Raw genomic sequence first — 23038 nt, forward strand, 5'->3', positions numbered from 1 at the left:
GCCGCGATCACCAAGGAGTCCCATGAGAATCCTGCACACGTCCGACTGGCATCTCGGCCGCATTCTGTACAAGGAACCCAGGGCCACTGACCACGACGTGGTCCTGGCCGAGACCCTCACCGTGGCACGGGAGGAAAAGCCCGACCTGATCATCCACTCCGGCGACCTGTTCGACCACGCACGGCCAGGTCTGTCCGACCTCGAACGTGCCATCACCGTCCTGCGCGACCTCGGCTCGATCGCCCCGGTCGTCGTGGTGCGTGGCAACCATGACACAGAGCAGCTCTTCCGGTTCCTCACCCTCGTCCTCGGCGCAGATAGCCGAGTGCACCTGATCGACCGTCCTCTCCACCCCCAGCACGGCGGCGTGCTGCGCTTCTCCATGCCGGATGGAACTACCGCACGGCTCGCCGTGCTGCCGTTCGTGCACGAGAACCGCGCTGTCGAGGCTTTCGAGGACCCCAGAACGTGGCGCAAGGCCTACACCGAGCGCGTTAGTGCCATCGAGCGAGAGCTGGTGGCTGAGCTGGAGCGGGACTTTGATTCCCGTCGAGAGATCGCGCTGTTCGCGGCGCACTTGCACATCGGCGGTGTCGACTTCGCCGGGAGCGAGCGTCGCGCCCACGCGTGCGAGTACTACGAGACCAGCACCGACGCCCTGCCGACCACGGTCTCCTACGCGGCTTTCGGGCACATCCACAAGCCTCAGGAACTGCCGAGCGCCAAGGTGACCGGGCGCTACGCAGGGTCGCCGCTGCAACTCGACTTCGGTGAGGCAGGTGAACGCAAGAGCGTGGTGCTGGTGGACGTGGAACCAGGCAGCCCAGCGGCGATCCGCACCATTGCGCTCAGCGGTGGCAGGCAGCTGCGCAAGTTCGTCGGAACGTTGGACGACCTCCGTGCGCTCGCACCGTCGATCGGCAACGACCTCTGTCACATCACGATTCACACGCCGACCCACGTTCCCGGTCTGTACGACCAAGTGCGCGACCTGCTGCCGGAAGCTGTCCTCGTCGAGTTCCTGGAAGTCTGTGCCGACCGCAGGCTCGAGATGGTCACCGGTGACCCGGCAACGCACGATGCCGACTTGGACCTTGCAGAACTGTTCCGCGAGTACCTCGCCACCACGGGCACGCTGTCGGCTCCCGCCGAGCAGGTTCACCAACTCTTCACCACCGCCCTGACCGCCATCGAGAACGACGATGACCTGGTCCTCAGCGTGGAGTCCGCACTCGCGGAACCCCTTCCCGGAGACGAGGCCGTGGCATGAGGCCGTTGAAACTCAAGTTCAAGAACCTGCGGTCGTACCGAGCCCTGCGAGAGGTCGACTTCACCGGCCGCGACCTCGTGGCCGTCATCGGCGACACCGGCGCAGGCAAGTCCTCACTGCTCGAAGCAGTGTGCTTCGCCCTGTACGGACGTTGCACCTGGGACTCCCGCAGCGCCCAGGGCCTGATCGCGGACGGCGGAGACGGCACGCTCGCTGTCGAACTGACCTTCCGCGTGCGTGACGAGACCTGGCGGGTCAAGAGAACGACTTCGGTGAACAACTCGCCACCCTCGACGCACCACCTGGAGTCACTCGACGACGGCACCACCGTCTTTGATCGCGCGGGCGAGGTCAACGCGAAGATCACGAGCTTGGTGGGACTTGACCTCGACACCTTCCTCAAGGCGGTGTTGCTGCCGCAGGGAAAGTTCCAGGAACTCCTGCACACCAAGCGTTCAGACCGGACGGCAGTGCTCAAGAGCATCCTCGGACTCGACCGGGTCGACGAGGTGCGTGACCAGAGTGCCGCTGCTGTCAACAGGCTGGCGCCTCAACTCGAACGGCTGAAGGGCCGCCGCAGCGCACTTCCCGCCGACATCGACCACGACATCGCAGACGCCGAACGCCGACTCCACGATGCGCAGCAAGAAAGAGCGCGACTTGAGGAGGTCGAAGCGGACATCGCAGGGCTTCGTGACACAGAGGAAGAGGCCCTGCGACAGGCCAGTGATCTCCGCACTGCCGCGCGGCGTATCGACAAGGTGCCCGAGCACGTCGTCGAGCGGTTCAGCGAGCTGGTGAACCTCGACGCCGAGCTGGGCGATCAGCTCACTCTCGCCCAAAAGCAGGTGGACACCGCGAGGGAAGCGGAAGATGCCGTCGAACTGCGGTTCGCCGCCGCTGACGAGGCGGGAACGGGGCCGGCTGACACCACCAGGGCGCTTACCACGTTCGACGCCATTCTCACCCAGCTCCCGTCGATCACTGAGGAACGACGTCGGCTTGCCGACGAAGGCACCGCGATCGGGGACGAAGAGGTTGCTCTCAAAAAGAAGGAGGGCGACCTCACTGGAAGTTCGGCCAACACGCTGGCCCTGGAAGGCGCCTTGGAGAGCTCGGAGGCCGACCGCGAGTCGGCACATCGGAAGCTCGAGGCCGGCGCTGCGCTTCTCACCGACGTGCGGGAGGCCGATCTCAAGGCCATCGAGGCCGCGAAGCTCGTCGAGCAGGAAGAATCCGCCTGCACTGCGCAGCTGACGCTCTTGAAGGCTGCGGAGAACGGGGAGGAAGAAGCAAAACAGGCGCTCGGCGCCGCCGACACCACTTTGGAAAATGCGCGGCGTGCTGAAGCGGCCGTCCACGCCTCGGCGGGCGTCGAGCCGGGCGGACCGTGTCCCGTCTGCGACCGCACGCTGCCGGACGATTTCCACAGCCCGACCTCCACCGGGATCACCGAGGCGCAGGCCGCACGCAAAGCTGCTCAGACGCGCTGCACCAAGGCGTCCAAAGCTCTCATCGGGGCAGTCGCGGCGCACGGCAAGGCAGAGGGCAGTCTGAGGTCCGCTCGGAACAAGGCGCAGGAGGTTGTCGCGGCGCAGGAAGAAGCATTCCGCCTGTTCGAGGCCGAATTCGGACATCGTGGCATCGACGCGGACGACGACATGATCCTCACAGTGCTGGCAGAAGCTGTCAGGGCTGCGGAAGGCGAGTGCGAGATCCGCAAGGAAATCGCGAAGGCCGCACGGGAGAACGTCACCAGGAGCGAGACCGAGCTCTCGGAGGGCCGGAAGGCGTTGGCGCAACGCCGTAGGGCGTTCTCCAGGGCCGAGAACGCGCTGGAGAAGCGGTGGACAGCCCTGGTCCAGGCACACGACGAGTTGTCGTCGCACTTCCGTGTTCAGGGGGAGTTGACAGAGGTCGTCGCTCAGGAACGCCGGGAACTCGCGCGCCTCCGCGACGAAGAGCTGGGCGAGATGTTGACGCGACTGGCCGAGGTTCGCGCCGACCTTCGCGAAGCCCGCTCCGAACACGACAAGGTGAGTGCACGCAAGCGGACCGAGGTGGAACGTCCGCTGGCGCGAATCCGGCAGGAGCTGGTGCTGCTGGCCGAGATGACGGGTGACATCGCCACGCTGCTGGCGCTGCCCGTCGCTCCGGATCACCCAGCGGAGGCGACGATCGCAGAGGAATCGATGTGGGCGAAGGACGTGCTCGCCACCGTCGAAACCCTTTCTCGCGCTTCGCGATCCAAAGTGGACAGAGTTGTCGCACGTGCGGACGCTGCTCGGGAGGAATCGGCGAGCGTGCTCGCCGCTGCCGGGCTGGCGGACGAGTCCGAGCTCGAGGACCAGCTGCTCGAGGCGACGGTCCGGAAACGAGACGCGGACCGTGACCTGGGCGCGGCACGCCGGAACAAGCCGTTGTGCGATGAGCTGGACCGCCGCATCGCTCAGACCGATCCCGTGCTCGCCGGTCTCCGGGACCTGTGCGGCCTGCTGACCGACAGCAAGTTCATCCACGAGGTCGTGCGGCGCCGGCAGTTGGCGTTGCTGGGAATCGCCACGCACAAGCTGCAGTCGATGACGAACGGCCGGTTCGGTTTCCACGAGAACTTTCTGATCATCGACGGCCTCACGATGCAGTCCCGTGACGTCAAGACGCTTTCCGGAGGTGAGACGTTCCTGGCAAGTCTCGCGCTCGCGCTGGCGCTCGTCGAGCTGACAGCGCATGGTGGAGCGCGAGTCGAAGCCCTGTTCCTGGACGAAGGTTTCGGATCACTTGATTCCGACACCCTCGCCAGCGCATTGGACACGCTCACCGCGCACGCCGATGGAGGACGACTGGTTGCCGTGATCAGCCACATGCGCGCGGTCGCGGTCAACTTCGACAACGTGCTGTCCGTCAAGGCTTCCTTCAACGGCAGCACCGCAGACTGGCTCACAGACGATGAACGTGACGCCCTGGCCACCGAACACCTTGCCGGGCTTCTGAGCTGATCCCGGGATGCTCGAACCTGCGAGACGCTGTGCTTCTACACGTGTAAGGCGGCGAGGTCAGTCCAACATGTGCTCGACCGAACAAGGTTGGTTCGCTTTCTGCAAGACGTCGGCCATCGCCTCGGCCCAGGCAACCGCCGGCTCGAGGTCGAAGCCCGGCGCGATGATCCGCGCTCCAAATGAGTCTTCGAAGGCGTGCCCTTCGCTCAGGAGCCATCGGACGAACTCGTTGCTGGAGTCGGGAAAACAGAGCAATGCGAACCCCGCCATCCCTTCTGGTGCGACATCCGTGCCTTTAAGCCCTGTGAGCGCGATGGGAGTGGGCCGACACTCCTCCAAGGCGCGATCAGCAACCACCCGTGCGATGTTGTACAAAGCGGTCCAGTCGCCGGGCGCGAGTGGGTCTGCCTCCTCGGCACTGAGGTGTCTCTTCTCTGGGGTGACCGTGACGAGCTGGGCGGGAAAGCCGTCCTCGATCTTCCACGCGGCTTTGACCGACTTCGTCTTCCCGTTCAGCCCTACGACCGGGGCACTGATCTCGAAGCGGAGGTGCTGTCGTTCGCCGTAGGCAGCCTCATCCCTGAAGTTCAGCGGTTCGGCGGACTGGAGGGACGAGATGAGTTGGATCGCGAGGAGCTTCCAGTCCTGTTGCTCGAGGCCGAGTTCCTTCCTGAAGAACTCGGCCTTCTCCTTTCCACCCTTCTGGTGGCCAGGGTTCAAGGCGTAGTCGTGGAGTTTGCCTCGAAGTTCGTCCAAGAGAGGTTGTCTGCGTCCGACCTCGTATGACAGAGGACGTTCGGCCTGCTGGTACCGATGGACGAGCGCAGCGATCGACTCTTGGTATGTCGTCCCGATTTCAAAGGCCGTTGCCGCTGTAGTCACTGGCGCATCGTGAGGAACTGACGCTGAGCTCCACGGGATCTGGCAATGGCGTGCCGCGATCGGATGATCTGCGAGGCCCGCGCCGCCCACTGCGAGACCCGCGATGAGCTCCTCGACCGTAATCCCGCCCTCGGTCGGGTTGTCGACCCAAGCCTGTGAGTATCGCCAACCAGGAATCAAGGAGAACACCCTGCGGTGAAGCGAGTTGTCCAACTCGACTTCCATCGCGCCGACGTACCAACTCTGGGACTGCAGCTGTTCGTCCAGCCGTGCATGCAGGCTGCTTGACAGCCTGGAGAAGACGCCGATGTAGACGTTCGAGTTCCCGAGCAACCACGGCACATGGGCACCGAGCGTGTTCCACCCGCGCCTACCGCTTCGGCAGAGTGCATTGGCTGAGGACCAGAGCAGGAATGGATCAAGCGCGAGTTCGATGCTTGGCGTCGGGGCGGATGACGCTCTCGCCAAGCGCCAGGCCGGCAGCACGAGCGATCCCCAGTACGTCTGGAACTGACAGCGCCGCTGTTCGTCGACCGCGAGGATGGCGGAAAGAAGTGACCGCTTGATCGTCGGACCGTACTCGACCTCGTGCGCCAGAGACAGGTCGTCCGCACGGACGAAGATGGCGATGGGTGGTTCACGAAGGGGCGCCGTGTCGGAGTCCTGTGCCATGTCCGCCAGTATTCGTGCTTGCCGCTGTTCACGGCAGGGCTATGAGGCGGTGACCGGTCTTGCTGACTGGTCGGCCCGGCCCAGGCATCTCGAGTGACCCGCACGCCCGAACTCAGGGTGGAGCACATCGAGTTGGACGAAACCGCCCGCCGCTTCGTCTCCGACTCGCTGGCCCACGACGGCAGCCTCACTCTCATCGCCAACCGCCGTCAGGTGGGCGACGCCGCGGAGTTACGCGGCCAAGGAGGCCGAGCAGCGAGAGGCGAACCCGGTACCGGTGCAAAGCCGACGTGCTCTTCTTGGAGATCGATGTGGTCGACCCCTCCGACTTCAGCGAGGTGTTCCAGGTGCGCGGCGTCGAGGTCGACAGGCACCGGATTCTGCGGGCGGGCAGTCCCGCCGCGCCCAACGCCATCGCCGCCATCCTGCTCGCGTTGCGCGACGCGACCGGTGTGCGCCCGCACTGTGACTTCGCCTGGAGCGAGGGCAATCCGCTCGGTCACCTGTTCCGCTACCTACTGCTTGGCCGCGGGGACACGGCTCCGGTCGTGCGGGAAATCATCCGTGCCGGCGAACCCGAGCCGGAACGGCGTCCCGGCATCCATGTGGGCGGTTGAGGGCGTGAAAGACAGGATTCAGCGTGACAACTCCCAAGTCGTCGCTCAGATCAACTGCGAGATCGATGAGGTGCGATATGGATGAGGACTTGCGACGCCGAGCCGATGACGGCGATCCAGACGCGATCGGTCAGCTGGTCGAGCTCGTGGGAGAGGCCGGTGACATGGCCGAACTGCGGCGTCTTGCCGAGGCGGGCGGTGCGGATGCCGTCGACGTGCTCGTCGAGCTGGCCGGCGAACGCGAAGACTTGGCTGAGCTGCGCAGGCTCGCCGACCTCGGCAACACCGACGCCGCTGAGGTCCTAGACCGAGCTGCAAGGCTAGCGCTCGTCGTAATTCAACGCAGGCTGGCCGGTGATCAGCCACTGCGGCACGACGATGCCGTGCACCGGAAATACGAAGCGCAAATCTGCGAGCCTTACGTACCCTCCTGTTGTCAAGGAGGCGCGTTATGCACGCAGAGGTGAGCGACGAGATTTCGCAGGAGGCTGCGCGGGCCATCGCGCGCAGCTTCGAGTCGGCCCAGGAGTGGCTTGAGCGGACCAGCAGGCCGTCCGAGCCTGTGGACCCCGCGAGCGAGCTGGGTGTCGACGACGCGGCGACCGGCCCGAAGTGCTTGTCACACCTCGCCGTCGCAAGTCTGAACGCCGCGGTTGATCACTTCCACGCCGCGCGCACCTTGTTCGCCGACGTGCGGGTTTTCTACGGGAACGCGCAGTTCACGTTGCTGCGGGCGGCATTGGAGAACGCTGCGACAGCCGTCTACATGCTCGTGCCGGATGATCGAGAGACCCGAATTCTACGCGCGCTCAGGGTCGCGTGGTCCGATGTGAACGATCAGCACAGTCTCATCGACACGATGCGCGAGAACGCGCAACGGCGTGGAACCCGACCGATCGCGGAGCCCAAGAACTCCAAGTCTGCCTGGAAGGGCAGACTCCAGAAGATCGCCAGGGACCGAGGCATGTCGGACAAGGACGTAGCGCAGGTTGCCGCGGGTCTGCCCTACTCCGTGATCGTCAGGGACGCCTCGAAGGAGGCTCTCGGCCAAGACCTTGGTGAGCTGGCGCTCGTGTGCTGGAAGATCAACAGTGGGTCCACGCACGGCAAGCAGTGGGAAGCGATCACTAAGGTGGACCGCTCAACGTTGCAGCCAACTGATGATCCCGCAGTAAGCCAGGGCCGGACCCTGCCGTCCGAGGACCAGTTGCATATCAGCGTGGCGATTGCCAAGAAGATGATCGAGGCTGGTTGGACACTCCTCGACACACGCCGGGCGGCTTAGCCGCAAGATCGGGCATGAGTTCGAACACCGACCCGGCTGCACACGATCGTGCCGGACACCGCCTTGAGGCTTCGGCTCACGGGAGACTGTCTGAATGGACAGCAGGGTGACGGATGTGGCGGAGGGCCCTACGGCGGGGCAGCTCTGGAGTGACTCGAGGTCTGGGGCGAGGTCCGCACGCGGCTATCACTACCAAGACGTGGTCGGTGCTTGGCTGTGCGCGCAGGTTCTCGCGGGACGTCTCGCTGTGAGCCAAGTCGTTCCCGAAAGTCTGGAAGACCTGTCAGTTGAAGGTGCTGACGCCTGCCACGTACAGGTGAAGTCCCGTCAGGAGCACAAGGGAGACTTCACCGCGAGGCAAGCGGCCCGGTTTCTCCTGGAGCTGTTCGAACTTCACGTGAGCCGTGAGCGATCTGGTCAGCGCGGTCAGCCGGTGCTCGTGGTCGAGCGGCCTGTGGCAGGCGAGGTCTTCCGCGAATGGGGGCAGGTTCTCGGCGATCTGCCGATTGATCACCGGTTGCGGATCGCGGTGCGGGAACTCGCTCAGGAGAACGGGCTCGAGCCTGCCGAGATCGATCAGATGCTGTCGGCGCTGAGCATCTTTGTCCTGCCTTGGCGGACAGCTGCTGTGGAGACACGCGATGCCGTGGCCGCGCGGTACGACCTGTTGCCTTCTGCCGCCGAGCAGGGCGTTCTGGTGCTGCGTGATGCGGTTGCCGAGTGCGTCGACGAGAACGCCGTGGCCGGATGGGAAAGCCGAGCTGGTCTGGACAGGACGGCAATCGAGCGAATCACCGCCGAGGCTGCGTCGCTGGTGGACCGGGAGGCGCTCGAGGAAGCGCTGCGGACGGGTGCGGTCGAGCTGGTCGACTTCGATCAACCACTTGTCACCCCTGCCTTCTACGAAGGCATCGACGTGCAGCCGGGGCACATCGCCGCAGGACTGCCGGCCCCGCGCCCCGAAGTCACCGGCGAGGTCGTTGAGACGATCCTCAGAGGCGAAGCGGTTCTTGTCACCGGTCCGTCGGGGGCCGGCAAGTCGACCGTCATGTGGGCCGCCGCCTACGTGACCAGACACGTGCTCTGGTTTCGGGTTCGCCGGCTCCGGGACGACGACGTGTCCTCGATCGTGCGGCTCGCCAAAGCCATGCGGCCGACCGGCAGGTCACCCGTCGGGTTCGTGGTCGACGCGGTCGGTCTCGGCGCGACCGCCGGGTGGGACGACCTGCAACGACAACTCGCCTCAGTTCCCGGAGTCGTTCTCCTCGGGTCTGCGCGCACGGAAGACACGTTGTTGTTGCGGAACCTGGCCGCTTGTTCCACCGTTCCGGTGGGACTCGACGAAGTGGTCGCGGAGCAGATCTACAAAGGACTCACGACGGCTGGGGTCGAGGTGGCCCCACATTGGCGTGACGCCTATGAGAACTCGCGCGGCCTGACGTTGGAGTTCACCCACTTGCTGACCCGCGGTCGGAGGTTGAGCGAGGTCGTCACCGAGCAAGTGCGCCGCCGTGTCGTGGAGAGCCGCGACCTCGAACTCAAGATCATCGCCCTGGTCGCTGTCGCTCACCGCTGGGGTGCTGAGCTTCCCATGCGTGCGGTGCAAGACGAGGTCGGCGCGGACGACTCGGACTTCCGGGTTGCTCTGGCGCGTTTGAACGAAGAGCACCTGCTCCACTCGCGTGGAAATGTCGTGACCGGACTGCATCAGCTGCGATCTGTGGCACTGGCAGAGGCGGTGCATGCGATGCCTCCACCGTTGCTGACGGAGACCGTGGAGAGCTTGCTGTCGCTTCTGGACGATCACCAGCTCCAGCCCTTCGTGGCCAACGGGCTCATCGAGCAGCCGAACCTGGATTCGAGCGCGGTCGCCCGTCTCACTGCTGAATTGGCGAGGCGTAGGAGCTGTGCGGCTTTTATTGCTGCGCTGCAAGCTCTTCGGCTGGTCGACTTTCACCGGCAGGCCCAGGAGTGGGTGGGAACCTTCGAGCGTCATGGCGTGGCGCCCGCCCGACGTGTGGTGACCCTGCAGTTGGCGATGCTCGAATCCGACCTGCCCTCATTCATGAGGTCTGAGGTCGTGGACGTCATCTCCGACATCGTGCCCGCCGCCGGCTGGAACGCTTCCTCGCTGCGAGACCTTCTGCTCAGCGCACTAGGACCACACGCTGCAGCCCAATTCATCACCGAGTGCGCGGACGCAGCCGATCTGCAGCAATGCCTCGCCGTGATGGCGGGAACGAGCGTGAACATCATCGACGCCCTGTCGGATGCGTTGCCGGGCTCTCCGCTTCCGAGACTCGTGGAGACCTTCACCGGCGACGTGGTCGGGGAGGTTCTGAGCACTGCCCGGCTGGTATCGCCCGAGTTCGCCCGCCACCTGGCGACGTCCTTGTTCGGCGGAAGAGCTGTTCTTGATCGCCTGCGCAGCGAGGAACTCTGGTTGACCGAAGCGTCGATCGTCGAAGACGACGGTGTGCCAACGGCCTTCGCTCGGCTGCTCCACATTTCCGATGCGGTGCAGCCGCAGGTCGTGACCAAGACGCGGAACTTCGCTAGGACGCTGCTCAGATGCCTGCCCGAATGCGACCGCGCCGACGTGCGAACGTTGTGGCCCGGTGGTTTGCCGATGCGCGTTGGGGATTTCGATCTGGCGGCGTTCACACCGGGGCGGTCCAACGACCACCCACCGGCGGCGGTGGCCTGGAACCGGATGCGGTCACAGGTCGCGGCATCGGCAATGGGCGTCATGGATCCGACCGTGCGGGTGCACGTTGCGCGGGAACTCGTGCGGGATGCCACCCTGTACCTGAGCCACCTGGCGAATACGTGGTGTGCCGATCGTAGGCGAGCCAACGATGAACAGAGCCTGCTTGCCCAGCGGACATCACTCTTGCAACGTGCCGCGGAGCTCACGTTGCCGCTGAAGCGGACGGAGCTGTTCGCCAGCCGCAACGGCCCGGCGGAGGCAAGCAAGGCAGACAGTCTGCACTCCTTGATCGACAGCATTGCCGACAAGCTTGCAGCGCGACTGGACACGCCGTCGCAGACATCCGCGCTGGCTGGCGATGTGGGCGACAACCTGCGCAGGTACGTAAGGGAAGTGCGCGATGTCGAGCAGTGGAGTCTGACAGGCCAGGCCTCGCCAGACGACCTCGATCGGCTCGACGAGCTGCTTGGCGATCTCCACGCCGTCCTCGCGGAGTTGGCGTGGGGAGAGCTCACTCGCCAGGACATCCGTCAAGCTGCTCGTGCGGGCAACAGGAGAGAGGTGCTCAGGCGAGTTGCTGACACCGCGCGCGCGATGGCTTGGGGGCGTGATGTGCGGCGGCGTGGCGAGTTCGTCGACGCAGCGCGGGCTGCCGGCCACTCCGTCAGGGTAGTCATCCGCGAGCCCGAGCATCCCGTCGCGGTCAACTGGCCACCTACGGAGATGTCAGTGCTGGCTGAAGTGGACGATGTCACGCAGTGGAACCGAATCAGTGACGCTCTCGCAGGGCTGCTGAGTTACGACCCGGCGTCGGAAGGGTGGCGGCCTCCGATTCTGATAGTTCCCACCTATCAGGGAAGAGTCATTCCTTCGCTGGGCAAGGAGCTGATCGCGCGCACGCTGCATCCGAGTCCGAGGTCGATCTGGAGCGATGGTTGGCCAGCCTTGCACCCCACGCCGCTCACGGACGCAGCCATTGAAGCGCACCGGGCTCTTCAGGTCCTGTCCGGGCTCGCAGTGCTCTCCGTCAGCAGGGAGCTCGATAGTCGACACGTAGCGTTCGTTCAGCCGGAGATCGAGCGCTACGAGCAGGCGCTACGAGCGATAGGCGCACTGCGTCCGGCCGACGCGGTGACGGCCAGAATCTCTCAGTATCTGGCGTCTACGGCGCAGCGGGTCGAGAGGGAGATCAACGACGGCTTGGAAGACGGTACCGAGGAAGCTGCCCTTGCTGTAGGCATCGCCCAGGGCGCGGCAGGCATCCCGACAGAGGATTCGACCACGTTGGACATACTGGTGATGATCTGCCTGCAGTGGGATCTCGACCCGGCTATCGCTGCGCGCTTGCTGGAGTGAGGTGATCACAGCAGTGCTGTTGTCGAAGCCCGGCTTGCACCGACTGGGCAGTCACTGCTGGCGTGTGGCCTCGAGGATCGCGAGCGCTCGTTCCAAACGGGCTGAGATGTTCGTGTCCGGGTCCGCTGCCGAGTAGACCGCGACGACCGTGCCCAGGATGGCGCCGGACCAGACGCGGACCTCGCGGTCGTCGGGGGAGCGGCCAGAACGTTCCGCGGTCGCCGCTGCGAGGAGGACGATGCTCTCTTCCGGCCTGTCGAAGAGAGCTGCCCGGAGTTCGGGGATCGAGGTGAGCAGGCGCTGACGCTCGCCCTCCTGGGCGGTGGCGTCCGGCGGGAGTGGGGCGAGGATCTCCTGCATCGCCGACCGCACGGCGCCGATGGGCGAGAGGTGTGCGGGCTGCCGGACGAAGGCCCCGATGAGCAGTGGATCGAGCGGGTCGTAGAGGACGTCACCAATCCGTGCAGCAGAACCGATTTGTTGTGCCGGAGGGGCCCTCAAGCCATCTCACCGCCTCAGTCCGAGGAGTAGGCGGTGAGATTTTTGATGCAGTCGATCGTCCAGTCCAGAGTGTCGGTCGCCGAACTGAGGTCTCGAGATTCAGTGAGGGCGCGCTCACGTCCTGTGTGGACCTGCTCGCTGAGAGCTTCGGCTGACTGTGCCTTGCGAGGTTTCGGAAGTTGTGAGTTCCGGCAGGTGACGCGTGTTCGTTCGAAAGCGTTGATCGCGCTGTCCCAGTCTGCCAACCGGTCTTGGAGGGAATCTGACGCTGTTGCGTAGCCGGTCTTCAACTTCCCCATCGTTCCCCGAAGGTCGATGACGGCTTCCAGGCAGGAACGGGTTCGCTCACGGCCCTGCGCGTCGTTGTCGATCTTGAGCGGGACGTAGATCCCGGCGGCGAGCGCGATCAAAGCCACTAGGACGCTCAACGTCGCGACGTAGACGTCATACCAAGGGGAATGCTCGCGACTCCTCAGCACGTACGCTCGATCTCGATGGTCGACTTCTGCGACTTGCTGCTGTTCCGAGTCTCGGCAGTGGCCACGCCGACTGCTCGGTTCACGCCGCATCGCAGCTGTGCCTGTCCGCTCACCCGCACGGACAGCCGTACGTAGGAAACGCCATCAGGCGCGTAGCTGCCGAGATTGATGCCGCGTTCCACTACTGCGTTGTCATCGATTTTCTGCCACTTGCCGTCCGTGGCGGAATTCGCCACCGTCGTCGTGCCAGGGATGTACGTCAGCTCGGTCGGTAGCGCGTACTTAATCACGACATCGTCCTGTTGGATGGTGCCGGTGTTCTTGTACTTCACCTTGACGTCCAGCTCGCCGTCCGTCGTCATGCGACGCGCGTTTGTGTACTGAGTGGTGCCGCGAGCAGCGGCTAGTTGGGAGACTGCAAAGTCGGGTTGGTCAACAGCGAACTGGAAACGCACCTCGCCCCGGCAGTCGTCCTCGCCGGTGACGTCACCGGTCGGACCGTCACATCCGACAAGAGCGCCTGACTCGGAGAACAGCTCCCCGACAGGCAACGACACCCCTGCCGGAATCCGGGTGGTGTGCAGGCTGGCCGAGTTCGGGACAACTCGTATCAGCACGGCCGAACCGGACGAGGCGAGCACCAGCCACCTCCACACCTCAGGCGGATCAGCGGAGCCCGAGCTCACGGTAGCCGTGGCATGTGCCCGTCCGTCGACAACCGCGGGCAGCATCATCGACACTCGTGTCTGACGGCTCAGTCCAGCAGCTCGATCCGCGTTGTCATTGCGAAAGCGGATCGTCCCTTCATACCGACTACCCACCTCAACCGGCAGAGAGCCTGCGGACACCCACTTCTTCGCGCCGACACCGCGCAGGCGCAGGAAGAACCGTTCGTCGCCGAGCGTGTTATCAGTGACCGAGTTGAACACTGCTGCCGTCGGACGGGCTTCTCCGCTGAACAACTGTCGCGGTGGCCCCCAACCGTCCTCGGGCACTCCCACGTCGACAGAGTCACCTTCAGGTCCGTTCGGAGGTGCACCGGCGCACCCCGCCGCGATCAGCACCGCCAGGATCAGGCAGCCGAGCCTGCCGACACGCCTTCGCAAACTCTCGCCTCCAGACTCACATGTACTACTGAGACTTCGGTGCGGGATTCGAGAGCGTTACCTCGTACGAGCGCGTGGTCGATCAGTCCTGAGCGTGCCCATGAGGTTCGAGTCGGACTGCTGCTTTAAGAACAACATGAATTCGTTTGACAGCGGACTTCGCGAAGGCCGGCGTTACCGTCAACGTCGTCTTGTTTGTCAGGACGGGTCGTTGATTGCGTCCGACCTGTCAAGGGCAAGGTCTCTGATGGTCTTCGGTTTCCATCTGCATCTGCCAGTAAGCCAAGTCTTGTTGAGCGGAGAATGTGAGAACGCTGTCAGATCCGACGATGGGCCCACCAGCCCGTTCGACCTGGAGGTGTCGCGCGAGAACGCTCGTGATGCCCGCTGGGTCGAACCGAGGCTGGTGGGCGAAGCGGAGCTCCGTCAATGGACCTTCGACGGTCGGTTGCGGCACCCGGCGTGGCGCGGGATGCGTCCTGACCTAGACCCTCTCAGCGTGGTGCTGCCCGAAGGCTTACGAGGGACGCGCGCTTTGCCTAGCCGCGCTTACGCAGCATGTGGAATGGCACGAGCTGATCGACTAAGTACAACTTTTCGCGGCGGCCGTCGGCATAGCCGATCTCGTAGTTGACCACCCCGAGCCAGTCGCCCTCGACGCTGGGAAAGCGTCCGTGCAACCGACCTCGCACCTCGCCGGTCAGGTCGAGTCCGGTCGCGATGACGTGTCTTGAGGCGCCGGGTGGGCGGGCGAACAACCTGTCCAAGCTGACACCAACGCTCGTGAGTACGGGTCGCCGACCGTGGACGTCGTCACCCTCCCCGGTGGTGAAAGGACTGTTAAGCCCCATGGAGTCCTGCCTGGGACAACGCCATCTGCGTGCGGCGGAGGGCGAGTTCGTCGTAGCGCTCGTCGGAAAGCTCCGCGCTGGCAGGGGCAGGCGACGTGGAGGCCAAGCGCCAGAAGTGATCGGCACCGTCGGTGGCGCAGGCCAGGCAGCTGATGTGAGCCTCACCGTCGTGCACGACCGCTCGGAACTGGGAGTGGCCGAGGGTGTGGCGACCAAGCTTGCAGCGTGCGGGCAAGAGAGCTACCGAGCGCGCGGCCGAGTCGAACCTGTAGGTGAGATGGCCGTCCATTTGGGACGGTTCAAGAAGCTGCCGATCCATGAGTCGGGAACCTATCACTGTCGTCGCACGTATGTTCGATTGGATGCGTGCGGCGGTCGAACTCAACCCGGAAGGGTTACCGGGACCGACCTTGTCGGGCTTGCTGCCGCGAACGCCGTCCACAACAGGTTGAGCGGATGGTCTGTGGCGTAGCGGACTCGCTCGCCTTTACGGGCGAAGATGCCGGTGACGATCTCGAGCGCGGGAGCGTAATCCTCGGCGAGATCGATCTTGCGCAGGCCTCGACCTGGCAATCGTCCTTCGAGGACCGCGTCGGCGACCCGCTCAGTGGTGAGCATGCAGCCGTGGGTCAGTTCGGCGTCGAGCAGGTTGAGTCCGTAGTTGAGCGAGTCGATGTCGGCGATGATGTTCAGCTTGCCGCGGTAGTCGGGTCCGTACCAGCGGCCGAGGAACTGGGCGAGCAGGCCGGCGGTCGGCGCGAGGAGCGGTAGCGCCGGCAGCTTTGCGGCGGTTACCGGTGTGTCGGGTAGCTCGCGGGTCGTGAGGTTGGTGAGCAGCGCGACCCGTTCGCGATGCCACTCCAGGAAGTCGTAGTCGAGTTCGGGTGGACCGCCGACTTGCGCTGCGAAGCTGCCGCACACCATGTCGACCTTTTTGGCGTCGAGTTTGCGCCACAGGTCGCGAGTGCGGACGTGCTCGATGTTGAGGCGGATGTCGCGGCGCTCGAAGTCCTCGCGCAACGTCGGCCACACGGCGCCGAGGAACTCGACGGTGAACTCGGTGGTGCCGAAGGTGACGGTGGAGCCGAGTCGCCTGCGGCTGCGGTGCAGGCTGTCGGTCCACGACGCCAGGGTCTGGATCGCCAGCTCGACCACTTCCTCGCCGGACGGGGTGAAGAGGAAGTCCTTGCCGCGGCCCTGTTTCAGGACCAGTGCTTCGCCGACGAGGCGGGTCGCGGTGCGGTTGAGGTTATCGAGCTGCTTCTGCACGCTGGACTGCTCGCGGCCCAGGGCGCGAGCCGCGCGTTGCGCCGTGCCGGTGGTGTAGACGACGGCGAGTGTGCGGAGCTGGTCCAGGCTGACGTCGAGCATTTCCGGCGGGCAACCCAACAGGGTCGCAAGCAGCTCCTCCGCGTCGACCTCGTCCGCTATGTCCGGCACTGTCATCTCCTGGTTCCTATTGGCTGCTGGACCGCATCTCAAGTGCTTGTTGTCCGTGCAGACAATCGAGTTGTCGCTGATCGCAGTTGTACTCGTAATGTCCCAAAGATGTCCACTCGGACATCTAAAGCCGCGCTACTGTTCTTCCGAACATCTATCCGGAGGCCTGACCTGGCACTCGATCACCGATGGCAACGGGCAACCGCGGCCGTAGATGGGGGAGATTGACGATGACTGGTGCTCGGAGCATCGCCGGAGAGGCGTTCGCCACGACCTGCTACTTCCGGACCACGATGGACAGTCCATATCGCAAAGCTCTTGTCCAGATCAACGAGGACTGCAACCTGCGCTGCGCGCACTGTTTCGTGTCGGCAACCCGTGTCGGCAAGCAGATGCGTCTGGCTGACATCGTGGACAGGGTGATTCCGCAACTGAGTGAGGCGCGGGTCAGGCGGGTCACGCTGACCGGCGGAGAGCCCACGATCCATCCCGATTTCATGGCGATCGTGCGGGAGTTTCGTGCGGCCGGCATGGACGTCGGAGTGTGCACGAACGCGACCGTCCTGAGCGACGAGCAGATCGCCGAGCTCACGCGTCTCGGAGTGCACTGCAACGTCTCGCTCGACGGCTTCGCCGCAGACTCCCACGGCAAGTTCCGCGGTGACCGCTCCAGCTTCGACGTCACCGTTCAGACCGTGCAGAAACTTGGCGCCGCAGGAATTCTGCAGGGCTTGTTGTGCACCCCGAACTCGTTGGCGCAGAACGAGGAATACGTCGAGCTGTGCGAGTTCGCCCGCAGCCACGGAGCGCGTTACGTACTGCTCAACCCGCTGGGCAGTATGGGGCGCGGCGTCAAGTCGCAGGGCAGGCTCGCGAAGACAAACCTGCACATGCAGCAGATCCAAGCCTTGACCGAACCTTTCGACAGTACGGAACTCGACATCGCGCACATCCGCTTCCCGAACATCGCTGGGAAGCCGCTGTCGGGCTGTGAAGCAGGAACGATCATCTACGTGTTCACGCCCGGTGACGTCACCGTGTGCCCGTACCTGGTGTTCGCCGCGAGAACTCCAGCCTCTCAGCACACCGACACGGAGTTCATCGTCGGGAACATCCTCACCGACGCAGACATCGCACAACGCCTGGACGGCTACCGGTTCCACGACCGCCATCAGGTCGGCACCAACAACACCTGCGCGTCGTGCGCGATGAGCTCCGAATGCGGCAAGGGCTGCCCGGCAGCCGTGGTCGCCTCCGGCGGCCGGATCGGCGACGTGGATGCCGAGCAGTGCCCGATCACCTCCGACCACACCGCAGGGGAGCGCCGGCTGCTGCCATTGATGCCGGTATGACCACCGTCTTCGACGAGCCGCGGCGTCTCCTGGGAACGCTGATCACTCTGGACGGTCCCGGTGGTGTCGGGAAGTCCACCGCCGCGAAACTGGTGGCCGACATGTTGATCGAGGCTGGCATACCGGTGCACGTGACAGCGCAGCCGTCTCGCGCGCCATTGGGTGAGCTGGCTCGGCACGGCACCGACACCTACCGGGGAATGGCCTTGGCGTGCCTGTGCGCCGCCGACCGGCACCACCAGCTCGACGCCGAGATCAAGCCCGCGCTCCGCGAAGGCCACGTGGTCGTCTGCGACCGCTATGTCGCCTCGTCGCTCGTGCTTCAGGGACTTGACGGCCTGTCCGCCGAGATGGTGTGGCAGCTCAACCACGGCGTCTACCGCCCGGACCTCTCGATCATCCTCAACGGCGACCCGGCCGTGATCGACCACCGGCTGCGCACGCGCGGCGGGCACAGCCGCTTCGAGCGGGCCGAGGACAACAGCGACATGGAGTCCGGGCTCTACGTCCACGCCGTCGTAGACCTGCAGAGCAAGGGCTGGTTGGTCGAAACGCTGGACTGCACCACCGACGAAGCGACCACGATCGCTGCAAGGATCGTGTCGCTGATCCACCGAGTGATCGAGGAGAAGATCGCGGTATGCCGCTGAGTCTGCTGACCGTCAACGTCGGAGCGCCGTCTGTGGACCGTGCACAACGCCAACTCCGGTGGCTTGCGGCTCGACCCGAGGAAGTCCTGGTGCTGACCGAGACCAAAGCCACGGCCGGCAGCGAACTCCTGGCCGAGGCGTTCTCGTCGGCGGGGTACTCGGTCACGTTCCCGGAACACTCCAAGGGCGAGCTCGGCGTGATGATCGTCAGCAAGCTCGCCACGGAGGTGGACGTCCTCGGGACTGCCCTCGACTACCTGCCTGCGCGGGCCGCCGGAATCGTCGTCGACACCGACGACGGCCCACTGCGTGTCGTCGGTGCTTATGTGCCGTCTCGAGATGCCACGTGGGAGAAGACCGAACGCAAGAAGACGTGGATCGAGCGGTTTCACGCCGCGTTGGACGCGACGGCATCTGACACGCCGCTCCTGTTGTTGGGCGACCTGAACGTGCTCGAACCAGGCCATCAACCAGCCCACCGCGGCCAGTTCGCGCAGTTCGAGTACGCCTTCTACGAGGCGCTGACAGAACGGCATCGCCTGACGGACTTGTTCAGGAATCTGCACCCCGATCGGGTCGAACACAGCTGGGCACGTCGTCCAGAGCTGGGCTACCGATATGACCACGCCCACGCTTCGCCGACGGTCGCCGAACGGCTCCTGAGCTGCGAGTATGTGCATGAGACCAGAGAGGCCTCCGCAGATGGTTCTCGTCTGACCGATCACTCGGGACTCGCCGTCCGGGTGTCGCTTTGCGCAAAGCGGACGCTGCTAACGTCTGACCCCGCAATGGCGGTCGACGCGCTCAACGAGCCGGAGCCAACTCTGTTCTGAACTCCGGCACCACCCGCGCAGGCTGCCGCCCAGTCAGCCGACCGCGAGGAACCCCCGCCGGATGTCCACCACCGCCACCACCCCACGCGTAGGCGCTCGGGTGCTGCTGCTCGATGCTCACGACCGCGTGCTGCTCATTCACGCCTGCGATCCGCACGACCGCGGCCACCACTGGTGGGAGCTGCCCGGCGGCGGCCTCGACGAGGGCGAGAAGCCGGAGGACGCCGCTCTGCGCGAGGTGGCGGAGGAGACGGGAATCGTCATCCCGTCGCTGGGACACAAGCTGTGGATCCGCGAGTCCCGCTTCCACTACAAGGGTCGCGATCACCACCGCGAAGACCACGTGTTCCTCGGCCGCATCACCGACACCGCGCCCAAGGTGGCACTCAAGCCCACTGAGAACGAGAAAGCCGGACTGATCGAACGACGCTGGTGGTCAGCAGCCGAACTGCGCCAGTGCGCCGACAAACTGCTTCCCGCTCAGCTACCCGGTCTCCTCGACGAACTCCTCGAAGGCAAGCTGGGTACCACGCCGCTGAACCTGGTCGACTGACCACGTTGCCGGCTGCGGGGTGAATGCTTCACCGAGGACTTTCCGCATAGTCGGTGGAGCTGTGTTCGAGCGCTTGGAGTGCACGTTCCAGCCGACGCGCCATGTCGGCGCGGAGCAACTGGCGGGCCTGATCAGGCGACACCACAGTAACTTCGCTGATCTCCGGGTCGCGCGGAGCGAGTTGCTGCACGTCCTCGTCCGACAGGACGCCACCGTCGAAGATGAAGAGCAGCTGGTCGTCCCACGGGCCGTGCGGCCCGATCCAGTCGACCACGAGCACACGACCTGGTTCGATGGAGAGACCCAGCTCTTCGCCGACCTCACGAACTGCAGCGGCGCGTGGAGCCTCGTTGTTCTCGGCCATGCCGCCGGGCAGGTCCCAATCCTCCTTGTAGGTCGGGTTCACCAGCACGACGTGCCCGCGCTGGTCCCGGAGGAGCACGTCGGCGGCGACGCGCTTGCGAGCTTGTTTTGCGTTGCCTTCGGCGAGATAGGCGAACCGGGCGTCGTCGTCCGTCAGACCGGCCACGTCGCAGTTTGACCTTCCTGGGCGTCGGATACGTGGCTCAGCGCGCCCAGAGTGGCGAGGAAGTGCGCCACCTCGGGAACGCTGCGTGCCGACGCCAAGGTACGCCCCAGGTCGTTGAGCTGATCAAGGACACGGGTCGAGCTGAGCGAGGCCGTCGCCTTGCACACCTCGTTGCCGAACGCGGCGGCCTCGTCCAGCCGTCCGGCGCCGATCAGGATGTTCGCCATCGTGATCTGGCCGAATGCCCGGCTGCGGACGCGGTCACCGGAGCGGAGTCGGATCGCGGCAGCCGCGCGCTGTTCGGCCTCGGCGTACTCGGCCAGGTCGAGGAAACATTGGGCTGCTTCGCTGGCGAGGGACGCCTCGTCGAAGTTGGCGATCCAATCGGCTGGTTTCTCGCTCGTGGCCTGGCCGAGCAGCGACTCCGCCTGGTCGAGCGACAGCGCGCAGGCTTGGTGCTCGCCGACGAGAGCGAGCGCCCTCGCGCGCATGGTGTGCAGACGCGCGGTGAGGCGGAGAGTGCCGTCGGCCTGGCTCGACTTGGCGATTCCGGTGGTGGCGATCCGCAGGGCGTCGGAGTGCTGTCCCAACTCGATGGCGAGATGCGACATGGACGCGCAGGAATTGCCTGCGAGCGCGTTGTTCTCGGCAGCCACGGCCAAACGGAAAGCACGTTCGAAGTACGCGCGAGCGCGCTGGTTCTGCCCACCGTCGTGCGTCATCCAGCCGGCTATCTCCGTCATGGACGCCGCGGCCGAGAAGATCCCCGCCGCCGAGGTGCCGCCATGTGCGTCGAGCAGACGTGGCGCTATCTCCTGGCTCAGGTAGAGCTCGACGGACGGGAGCAGTACGCCTCCGCCGAGTCGCCTGTCCGTCTCTTGAAATGCCAAGGCAGCGCCCTGGATACGCTGCACGACGTCGTGCCCTGACGAGCCGGTCCTCTGCGGGACCGCAGGGGTCGACGGTCCCTTCTGGCCTGGGTGAAGGAGTTCGATCAGTTCTGCGGGGGTGACTTTCAGGGCGGTGGCCAGCCGGGGTTGGATGGCCGGGTCCGGTGGGTTTTCCAAGCGGTCCCACCGGCCAACCGTGACCCGGTCGACCCCGAGGTGCTTTGCGAGCTTCTCCTGGGTGTACCCCATGGCCTCGCGGTGCAGCGCGAATGCACTTCGCCACCTGGCCATTGATGCCCCCGGAGAATGTCGGCAGATCCTCGCGAGCGTATCGCGCGAGATTCGGCGGACGGCGATTCTGGATCCGGAATTTCTGCTTTCACTCGATCGGGTCAACGTGTCATTTCCGCTGGTCAGTGACCTGTGTGTGGCACATGTGTGTCATCTGCGCGGCGTCTGCGACGTGGTCGGAGTTGACGCTCACGTCGTTTAGTCGATCTCGCTCACCGGTTTCACATCCGGAGTCGGCGAGCGGGGCGCGCCACGGCGGTTTCCCCGGCTGACCGTGGCGTCGCCTCGTCGGCGAGTGGAGGTACGCACATGGCGGAACGAGAAGGAACTGTTCGCGTGGTTGTAAGGCTGACCCACGCGCAGGCATCGGTGCTCGCACGTGCGGCGGTGGTCGTCACTTCGGCCCTGGACTGCAAGGAGGTCAACGCCGCAGACCAAGGGCTTCGGGAGTTCCGCTCTGCCACCGCTTTGGCCTTGTCGCAGGACATCGTGCCGAAAGCAGTCGGTCGCCTCGACTCGCCGTCCAGGTCGGAACGCCGGGCCAGCTAGTTGTGGAAGGAGCACCGATGAGCAACCAAGTCTTGTTGGCAGGCCTTCGCCGGAATCTCGACGAGCACCTCGAGCGGGTCTCCCGGGTCGCGGTCGACGGCGACGCCGGTGCGGCGCTCACCGTTATGCGCCAGGACGTTCCCGGCATCGTGGCGGCGTTGAGAGTGCTTGCCGAGGAGCACCGCGCAGACGAGGACGGTCACTGCCAGAAATGCCGCAGCGGACCGTTCTGGCGTCGGGTGGCAGCGCCTTGCCGAATGCTCCTCGACGTCCACCTCGCTGTCACGGTGGCGGCGACGACAGCCCGGGCATGTGCAAGTCCTCAGAGCCACGGACTTCGGTCGTCCACTTCAGACTGAATCTCGCTACTACTTCAAGGAAACAGGCATGCCACTAAGGGTCTCGACCGTTCGCGGGCGTGAGTTCGGAGAGGGTGTACGCGCGGTAGTTGAGGGCTCGGGTCTGACCTCGCGTCAGGTTGCCGCGTTGGTCGGCTGTGACGAAGGCAAGATCTCGGAGGTGCTGAACGGCAAGCTTCAGCTCACCACACTCGAACTCGCGGTGTTGCTGAGCGTGTGTCGGCCGAAGGCCGCTGAGCGTGACCGGTTGCTCGCATTGCACCCCGCCCAGGACTGGTTGGGGTGGTGGCAGCAGCACGGTGAGCGTTCGCCGAATTGGCCGACCACAGCGGTTGCGCAGATCCGAGTTGCCAAGGAACTGATCGATTGGCAGCCACATGCGCTGCCGGTCTTCCTTCGGACGGACGAGTACGCGCGTGAGTTGATGATCGCTTCAGCCGCCGTCCCGCCGGAGGAGATGGACGAGCGGTTGCTCGCGCAGGGGCAGATGAGGGAGCTGCTGAGGGAGCGCCTCGGCTGCACCTTCTACCTCCACGAGTTCGCCCTGAGGCTCCAGGCCGGCGGTCCCGCCGTGCAGAAAGAACAGCTGCTTCACCTGACGCTGATGGCGAACTGGACGTACGTCACCATCCGCGTCATCCCCGCCTCAATTGGTGCACACGCGGGAGTAGCCGGTGCCTTCACACTACTGAAGTTCCCGAAGTTCGAACCCGTTGTCTGGCTGGAAGCCCTGAACTCCAGCACGTTCGTCGAGCAGAGAGACTCGGTCAAGGGATACGAGACGCTCGTGAAACAGCTCGACCGAGTCAGCTTGAACGAGCGGGATTCGTTCGAGTTCATCAACGGGTTGCAGAGCTGGTGATCCCT

20 protein-coding genes and 1 pseudogene are annotated in these 23038 nt (G+C 64.9%); 12 read left to right on the top strand and 9 right to left on the bottom strand.

Annotated elements, in window-relative coordinates; all coding sequences use genetic code 11:
- Window positions 1–22 precede the first annotated feature (22 nt).
- Together DFR72_RS24710 and DFR72_RS24715 are read left to right on the top strand one after the other, a co-directional pair.
- The gene (locus DFR72_RS24710; protein ID WP_090066853.1) at window positions 23–1270 is read left to right on the top strand and encodes a metallophosphoesterase family protein; all 1248 of its coding nucleotides are present in this window, start codon (window positions 23–25) and stop codon (window positions 1268–1270) included.
- Window positions 1267–4266, top strand: a complete 3000-nt coding sequence (locus DFR72_RS24715; RefSeq protein ID WP_090066854.1) for an AAA family ATPase — start codon at window positions 1267–1269, stop codon at window positions 4264–4266. The genes DFR72_RS24710 and DFR72_RS24715 overlap by 4 nt, the downstream gene beginning before the upstream one ends.
- 57 nt (window positions 4267–4323) lie before the next feature.
- Here DFR72_RS24715 and DFR72_RS24720 read toward each other — a convergent pair whose 3' ends face one another.
- Window positions 4324–5820, bottom strand: a complete 1497-nt coding sequence (locus DFR72_RS24720; protein ID WP_090066855.1) for a DUF6883 domain-containing protein — start codon at window positions 5818–5820, stop codon at window positions 4324–4326.
- A gap of 87 nt (window positions 5821–5907) precedes the next feature.
- Between DFR72_RS24720 and DFR72_RS47755 the strand changes: the two are divergent.
- The 4 genes and pseudogenes from DFR72_RS47755 to DFR72_RS24745 form a co-directional block, all read left to right on the top strand.
- Window positions 5908–6437: pseudogene (locus DFR72_RS47755) on the top strand (amino acid transporter); the annotation flags it as partial.
- Between the two features lie 77 nt (window positions 6438–6514).
- Window positions 6515–6904, top strand: a complete 390-nt coding sequence (locus DFR72_RS47115; RefSeq protein ID WP_245983464.1) for a hypothetical protein — start codon at window positions 6515–6517, stop codon at window positions 6902–6904.
- Window positions 6901–7722 carry a hypothetical protein gene (locus DFR72_RS24735; protein WP_143086755.1) on the top strand — a complete coding sequence of 274 codons (822 nt, stop codon included), beginning with the start codon at window positions 6901–6903 and terminating at the stop codon, window positions 7720–7722. The genes DFR72_RS47115 and DFR72_RS24735 overlap by 4 nt, the downstream gene beginning before the upstream one ends.
- A 247-nt stretch (window positions 7723–7969) precedes the next feature.
- Complete coding sequence (locus DFR72_RS24745) at window positions 7970–11788, top strand: FtsE family protein (RefSeq protein ID WP_143086756.1); 3819 nt, start codon at window positions 7970–7972, stop codon at window positions 11786–11788.
- Between the two features lie 51 nt (window positions 11789–11839).
- Here the strand turns inward: DFR72_RS24745 and DFR72_RS24750 are convergent, their stop codons facing one another.
- The 3 genes from DFR72_RS24750 to DFR72_RS24760 form a co-directional block, all read right to left on the bottom strand.
- Window positions 11840–12289, bottom strand: a complete 450-nt coding sequence (locus DFR72_RS24750; RefSeq protein WP_143086757.1) for an acyl-CoA-like ligand-binding transcription factor — start codon at window positions 12287–12289, stop codon at window positions 11840–11842.
- Between the two features lie 14 nt (window positions 12290–12303).
- On the bottom strand, window positions 12304–12699 hold the full coding sequence (locus DFR72_RS24755) for a hypothetical protein (RefSeq protein WP_143086758.1): 396 nt from the start codon (window positions 12697–12699) through the stop codon (window positions 12304–12306).
- A gap of 62 nt (window positions 12700–12761) precedes the next feature.
- Window positions 12762–13769, bottom strand: coding sequence for a hypothetical protein (locus DFR72_RS24760; protein ID WP_143086759.1), 1008 nt, complete (start codon window positions 13767–13769; stop codon window positions 12762–12764).
- Window positions 13770–14121: 352 nt separating this feature from the next.
- Here DFR72_RS24760 and DFR72_RS47950 point away from each other — a divergent pair, with 352 nt between their 5' ends.
- The gene (locus tag DFR72_RS47950) at window positions 14122–14508 is read left to right on the top strand and encodes an ATP dependent DNA ligase (RefSeq protein WP_425459917.1); all 387 of its coding nucleotides are present in this window, start codon (window positions 14122–14124) and stop codon (window positions 14506–14508) included.
- Here DFR72_RS47950 and DFR72_RS24770 read toward each other — a convergent pair.
- Both DFR72_RS24770 and DFR72_RS24780 read right to left on the bottom strand, forming a co-directional pair.
- Complete coding sequence (locus DFR72_RS24770; protein WP_245983521.1) at window positions 14414–14641, bottom strand: hypothetical protein; 228 nt, start codon at window positions 14639–14641, stop codon at window positions 14414–14416. The two genes, DFR72_RS47950 and DFR72_RS24770, sit on opposite strands and share 95 nt — an antisense overlap.
- A gap of 465 nt (window positions 14642–15106) precedes the next feature.
- Window positions 15107–16171, bottom strand: coding sequence for a LysR family transcriptional regulator (locus DFR72_RS24780; protein WP_090066865.1), 1065 nt, complete (start codon window positions 16169–16171; stop codon window positions 15107–15109).
- A 287-nt stretch (window positions 16172–16458) separates the two neighbouring features.
- Here DFR72_RS24780 and DFR72_RS24785 point away from each other — a divergent pair, with 287 nt between their 5' ends.
- The 4 genes from DFR72_RS24785 (at window position 16459) to DFR72_RS24800 (ending at window position 19553) form a co-directional block, all read left to right on the top strand.
- Entirely contained in the window at window positions 16459–17517 is a 1059-nt protein-coding gene (locus DFR72_RS24785; protein WP_245983466.1) for a radical SAM protein, read from the top strand.
- The gene (gene tmk / locus DFR72_RS24790; RefSeq protein ID WP_090066867.1) at window positions 17514–18167 is read left to right on the top strand and encodes a dTMP kinase; all 654 of its coding nucleotides are present in this window, start codon (window positions 17514–17516) and stop codon (window positions 18165–18167) included. Before DFR72_RS24785 ends, tmk begins: the two co-directional genes overlap by 4 nt.
- Window positions 18158–19000, top strand: coding sequence for an endonuclease/exonuclease/phosphatase family protein (locus DFR72_RS24795; RefSeq protein ID WP_090066868.1), 843 nt, complete (start codon window positions 18158–18160; stop codon window positions 18998–19000). The genes tmk and DFR72_RS24795 overlap by 10 nt, the downstream gene beginning before the upstream one ends.
- A 61-nt stretch (window positions 19001–19061) precedes the next feature.
- The gene (locus tag DFR72_RS24800) at window positions 19062–19553 is read left to right on the top strand and encodes an NUDIX hydrolase (RefSeq protein ID WP_090066869.1); all 492 of its coding nucleotides are present in this window, start codon (window positions 19062–19064) and stop codon (window positions 19551–19553) included.
- 28 nt (window positions 19554–19581) lie between these two features.
- Here DFR72_RS24800 and DFR72_RS24805 read toward each other — a convergent pair whose 3' ends face one another.
- The 3 genes from DFR72_RS24805 to DFR72_RS24820 all read right to left on the bottom strand — a co-directional run bounded on the left by DFR72_RS24805 (window position 19582) and on the right by DFR72_RS24820 (window position 22087).
- Window positions 19582–20082, bottom strand: a complete 501-nt coding sequence (locus tag DFR72_RS24805) for an NUDIX domain-containing protein (protein ID WP_090066870.1) — start codon at window positions 20080–20082, stop codon at window positions 19582–19584.
- Window positions 20070–21221 carry a helix-turn-helix domain-containing protein gene (locus DFR72_RS24810; RefSeq protein ID WP_170176383.1) on the bottom strand — a complete coding sequence of 384 codons (1152 nt, stop codon included), beginning with the start codon at window positions 21219–21221 and terminating at the stop codon, window positions 20070–20072. The genes DFR72_RS24805 and DFR72_RS24810 overlap by 13 nt, the downstream gene beginning before the upstream one ends.
- Window positions 21222–21808: 587 nt before the next feature.
- Entirely contained in the window at window positions 21809–22087 is a 279-nt protein-coding gene (locus DFR72_RS24820; RefSeq protein WP_143086760.1) for a hypothetical protein, read from the bottom strand.
- 112 nt (window positions 22088–22199) lie between these two features.
- Here DFR72_RS24820 and DFR72_RS24825 point away from each other — a divergent pair, with 112 nt between their 5' ends.
- Window positions 22200–23033: a helix-turn-helix domain-containing protein gene (locus DFR72_RS24825; RefSeq protein ID WP_090066874.1), complete on the top strand. Its 834-nt coding sequence runs from the start codon at window positions 22200–22202 to the stop codon at window positions 23031–23033.
- Window positions 23034–23038: the final 5 nt, after the last annotated feature.

Source organism: Lentzea flaviverrucosa (assembly GCF_003350445.1).
In the GTDB taxonomy this organism is placed as follows: domain Bacteria; phylum Actinomycetota; class Actinomycetes; order Mycobacteriales; family Pseudonocardiaceae; genus Lentzea; species Lentzea californiensis.

Bases quoted from the DNA above. Each gene is read 5' to 3' on its own strand.
- DFR72_RS24710 (WP_090066853.1), top strand. From the start codon at position 23: ATGAGAATCCTGCACACGTCCGACTGGCATCTCGGCCGCATTCTGTAC.
- DFR72_RS24715 (WP_090066854.1), top strand. From the start codon at position 1,267: ATGAGGCCGTTGAAACTCAAGTTCAAGAACCTGCGGTCGTACCGAGCC.
- DFR72_RS24720 (WP_090066855.1), bottom strand. From the start codon at position 5,820: ATGGCACAGGACTCCGACACGGCGCCCCTTCGTGAACCACCCATCGCC.
- DFR72_RS47115 (WP_245983464.1), top strand. From the start codon at position 6,515: ATGGATGAGGACTTGCGACGCCGAGCCGATGACGGCGATCCAGACGCG.
- DFR72_RS47950 (WP_425459917.1), top strand. From the start codon at position 14,122: ATGGTCTTCGGTTTCCATCTGCATCTGCCAGTAAGCCAAGTCTTGTTG.
- DFR72_RS24780 (WP_090066865.1), bottom strand. From the start codon at position 16,171: ATGACAGTGCCGGACATAGCGGACGAGGTCGACGCGGAGGAGCTGCTT.
- DFR72_RS24785 (WP_245983466.1), top strand. From the start codon at position 16,459: ATGGACAGTCCATATCGCAAAGCTCTTGTCCAGATCAACGAGGACTGC.
- tmk (WP_090066867.1), top strand. From the start codon at position 17,514: ATGACCACCGTCTTCGACGAGCCGCGGCGTCTCCTGGGAACGCTGATC.
- DFR72_RS24795 (WP_090066868.1), top strand. From the start codon at position 18,158: ATGCCGCTGAGTCTGCTGACCGTCAACGTCGGAGCGCCGTCTGTGGAC.
- DFR72_RS24800 (WP_090066869.1), top strand. From the start codon at position 19,062: ATGTCCACCACCGCCACCACCCCACGCGTAGGCGCTCGGGTGCTGCTG.
- DFR72_RS24810 (WP_170176383.1), bottom strand. From the start codon at position 21,221: ATGGGGTACACCCAGGAGAAGCTCGCAAAGCACCTCGGGGTCGACCGG.
- DFR72_RS24825 (WP_090066874.1), top strand. From the start codon at position 22,200: ATGCCACTAAGGGTCTCGACCGTTCGCGGGCGTGAGTTCGGAGAGGGT.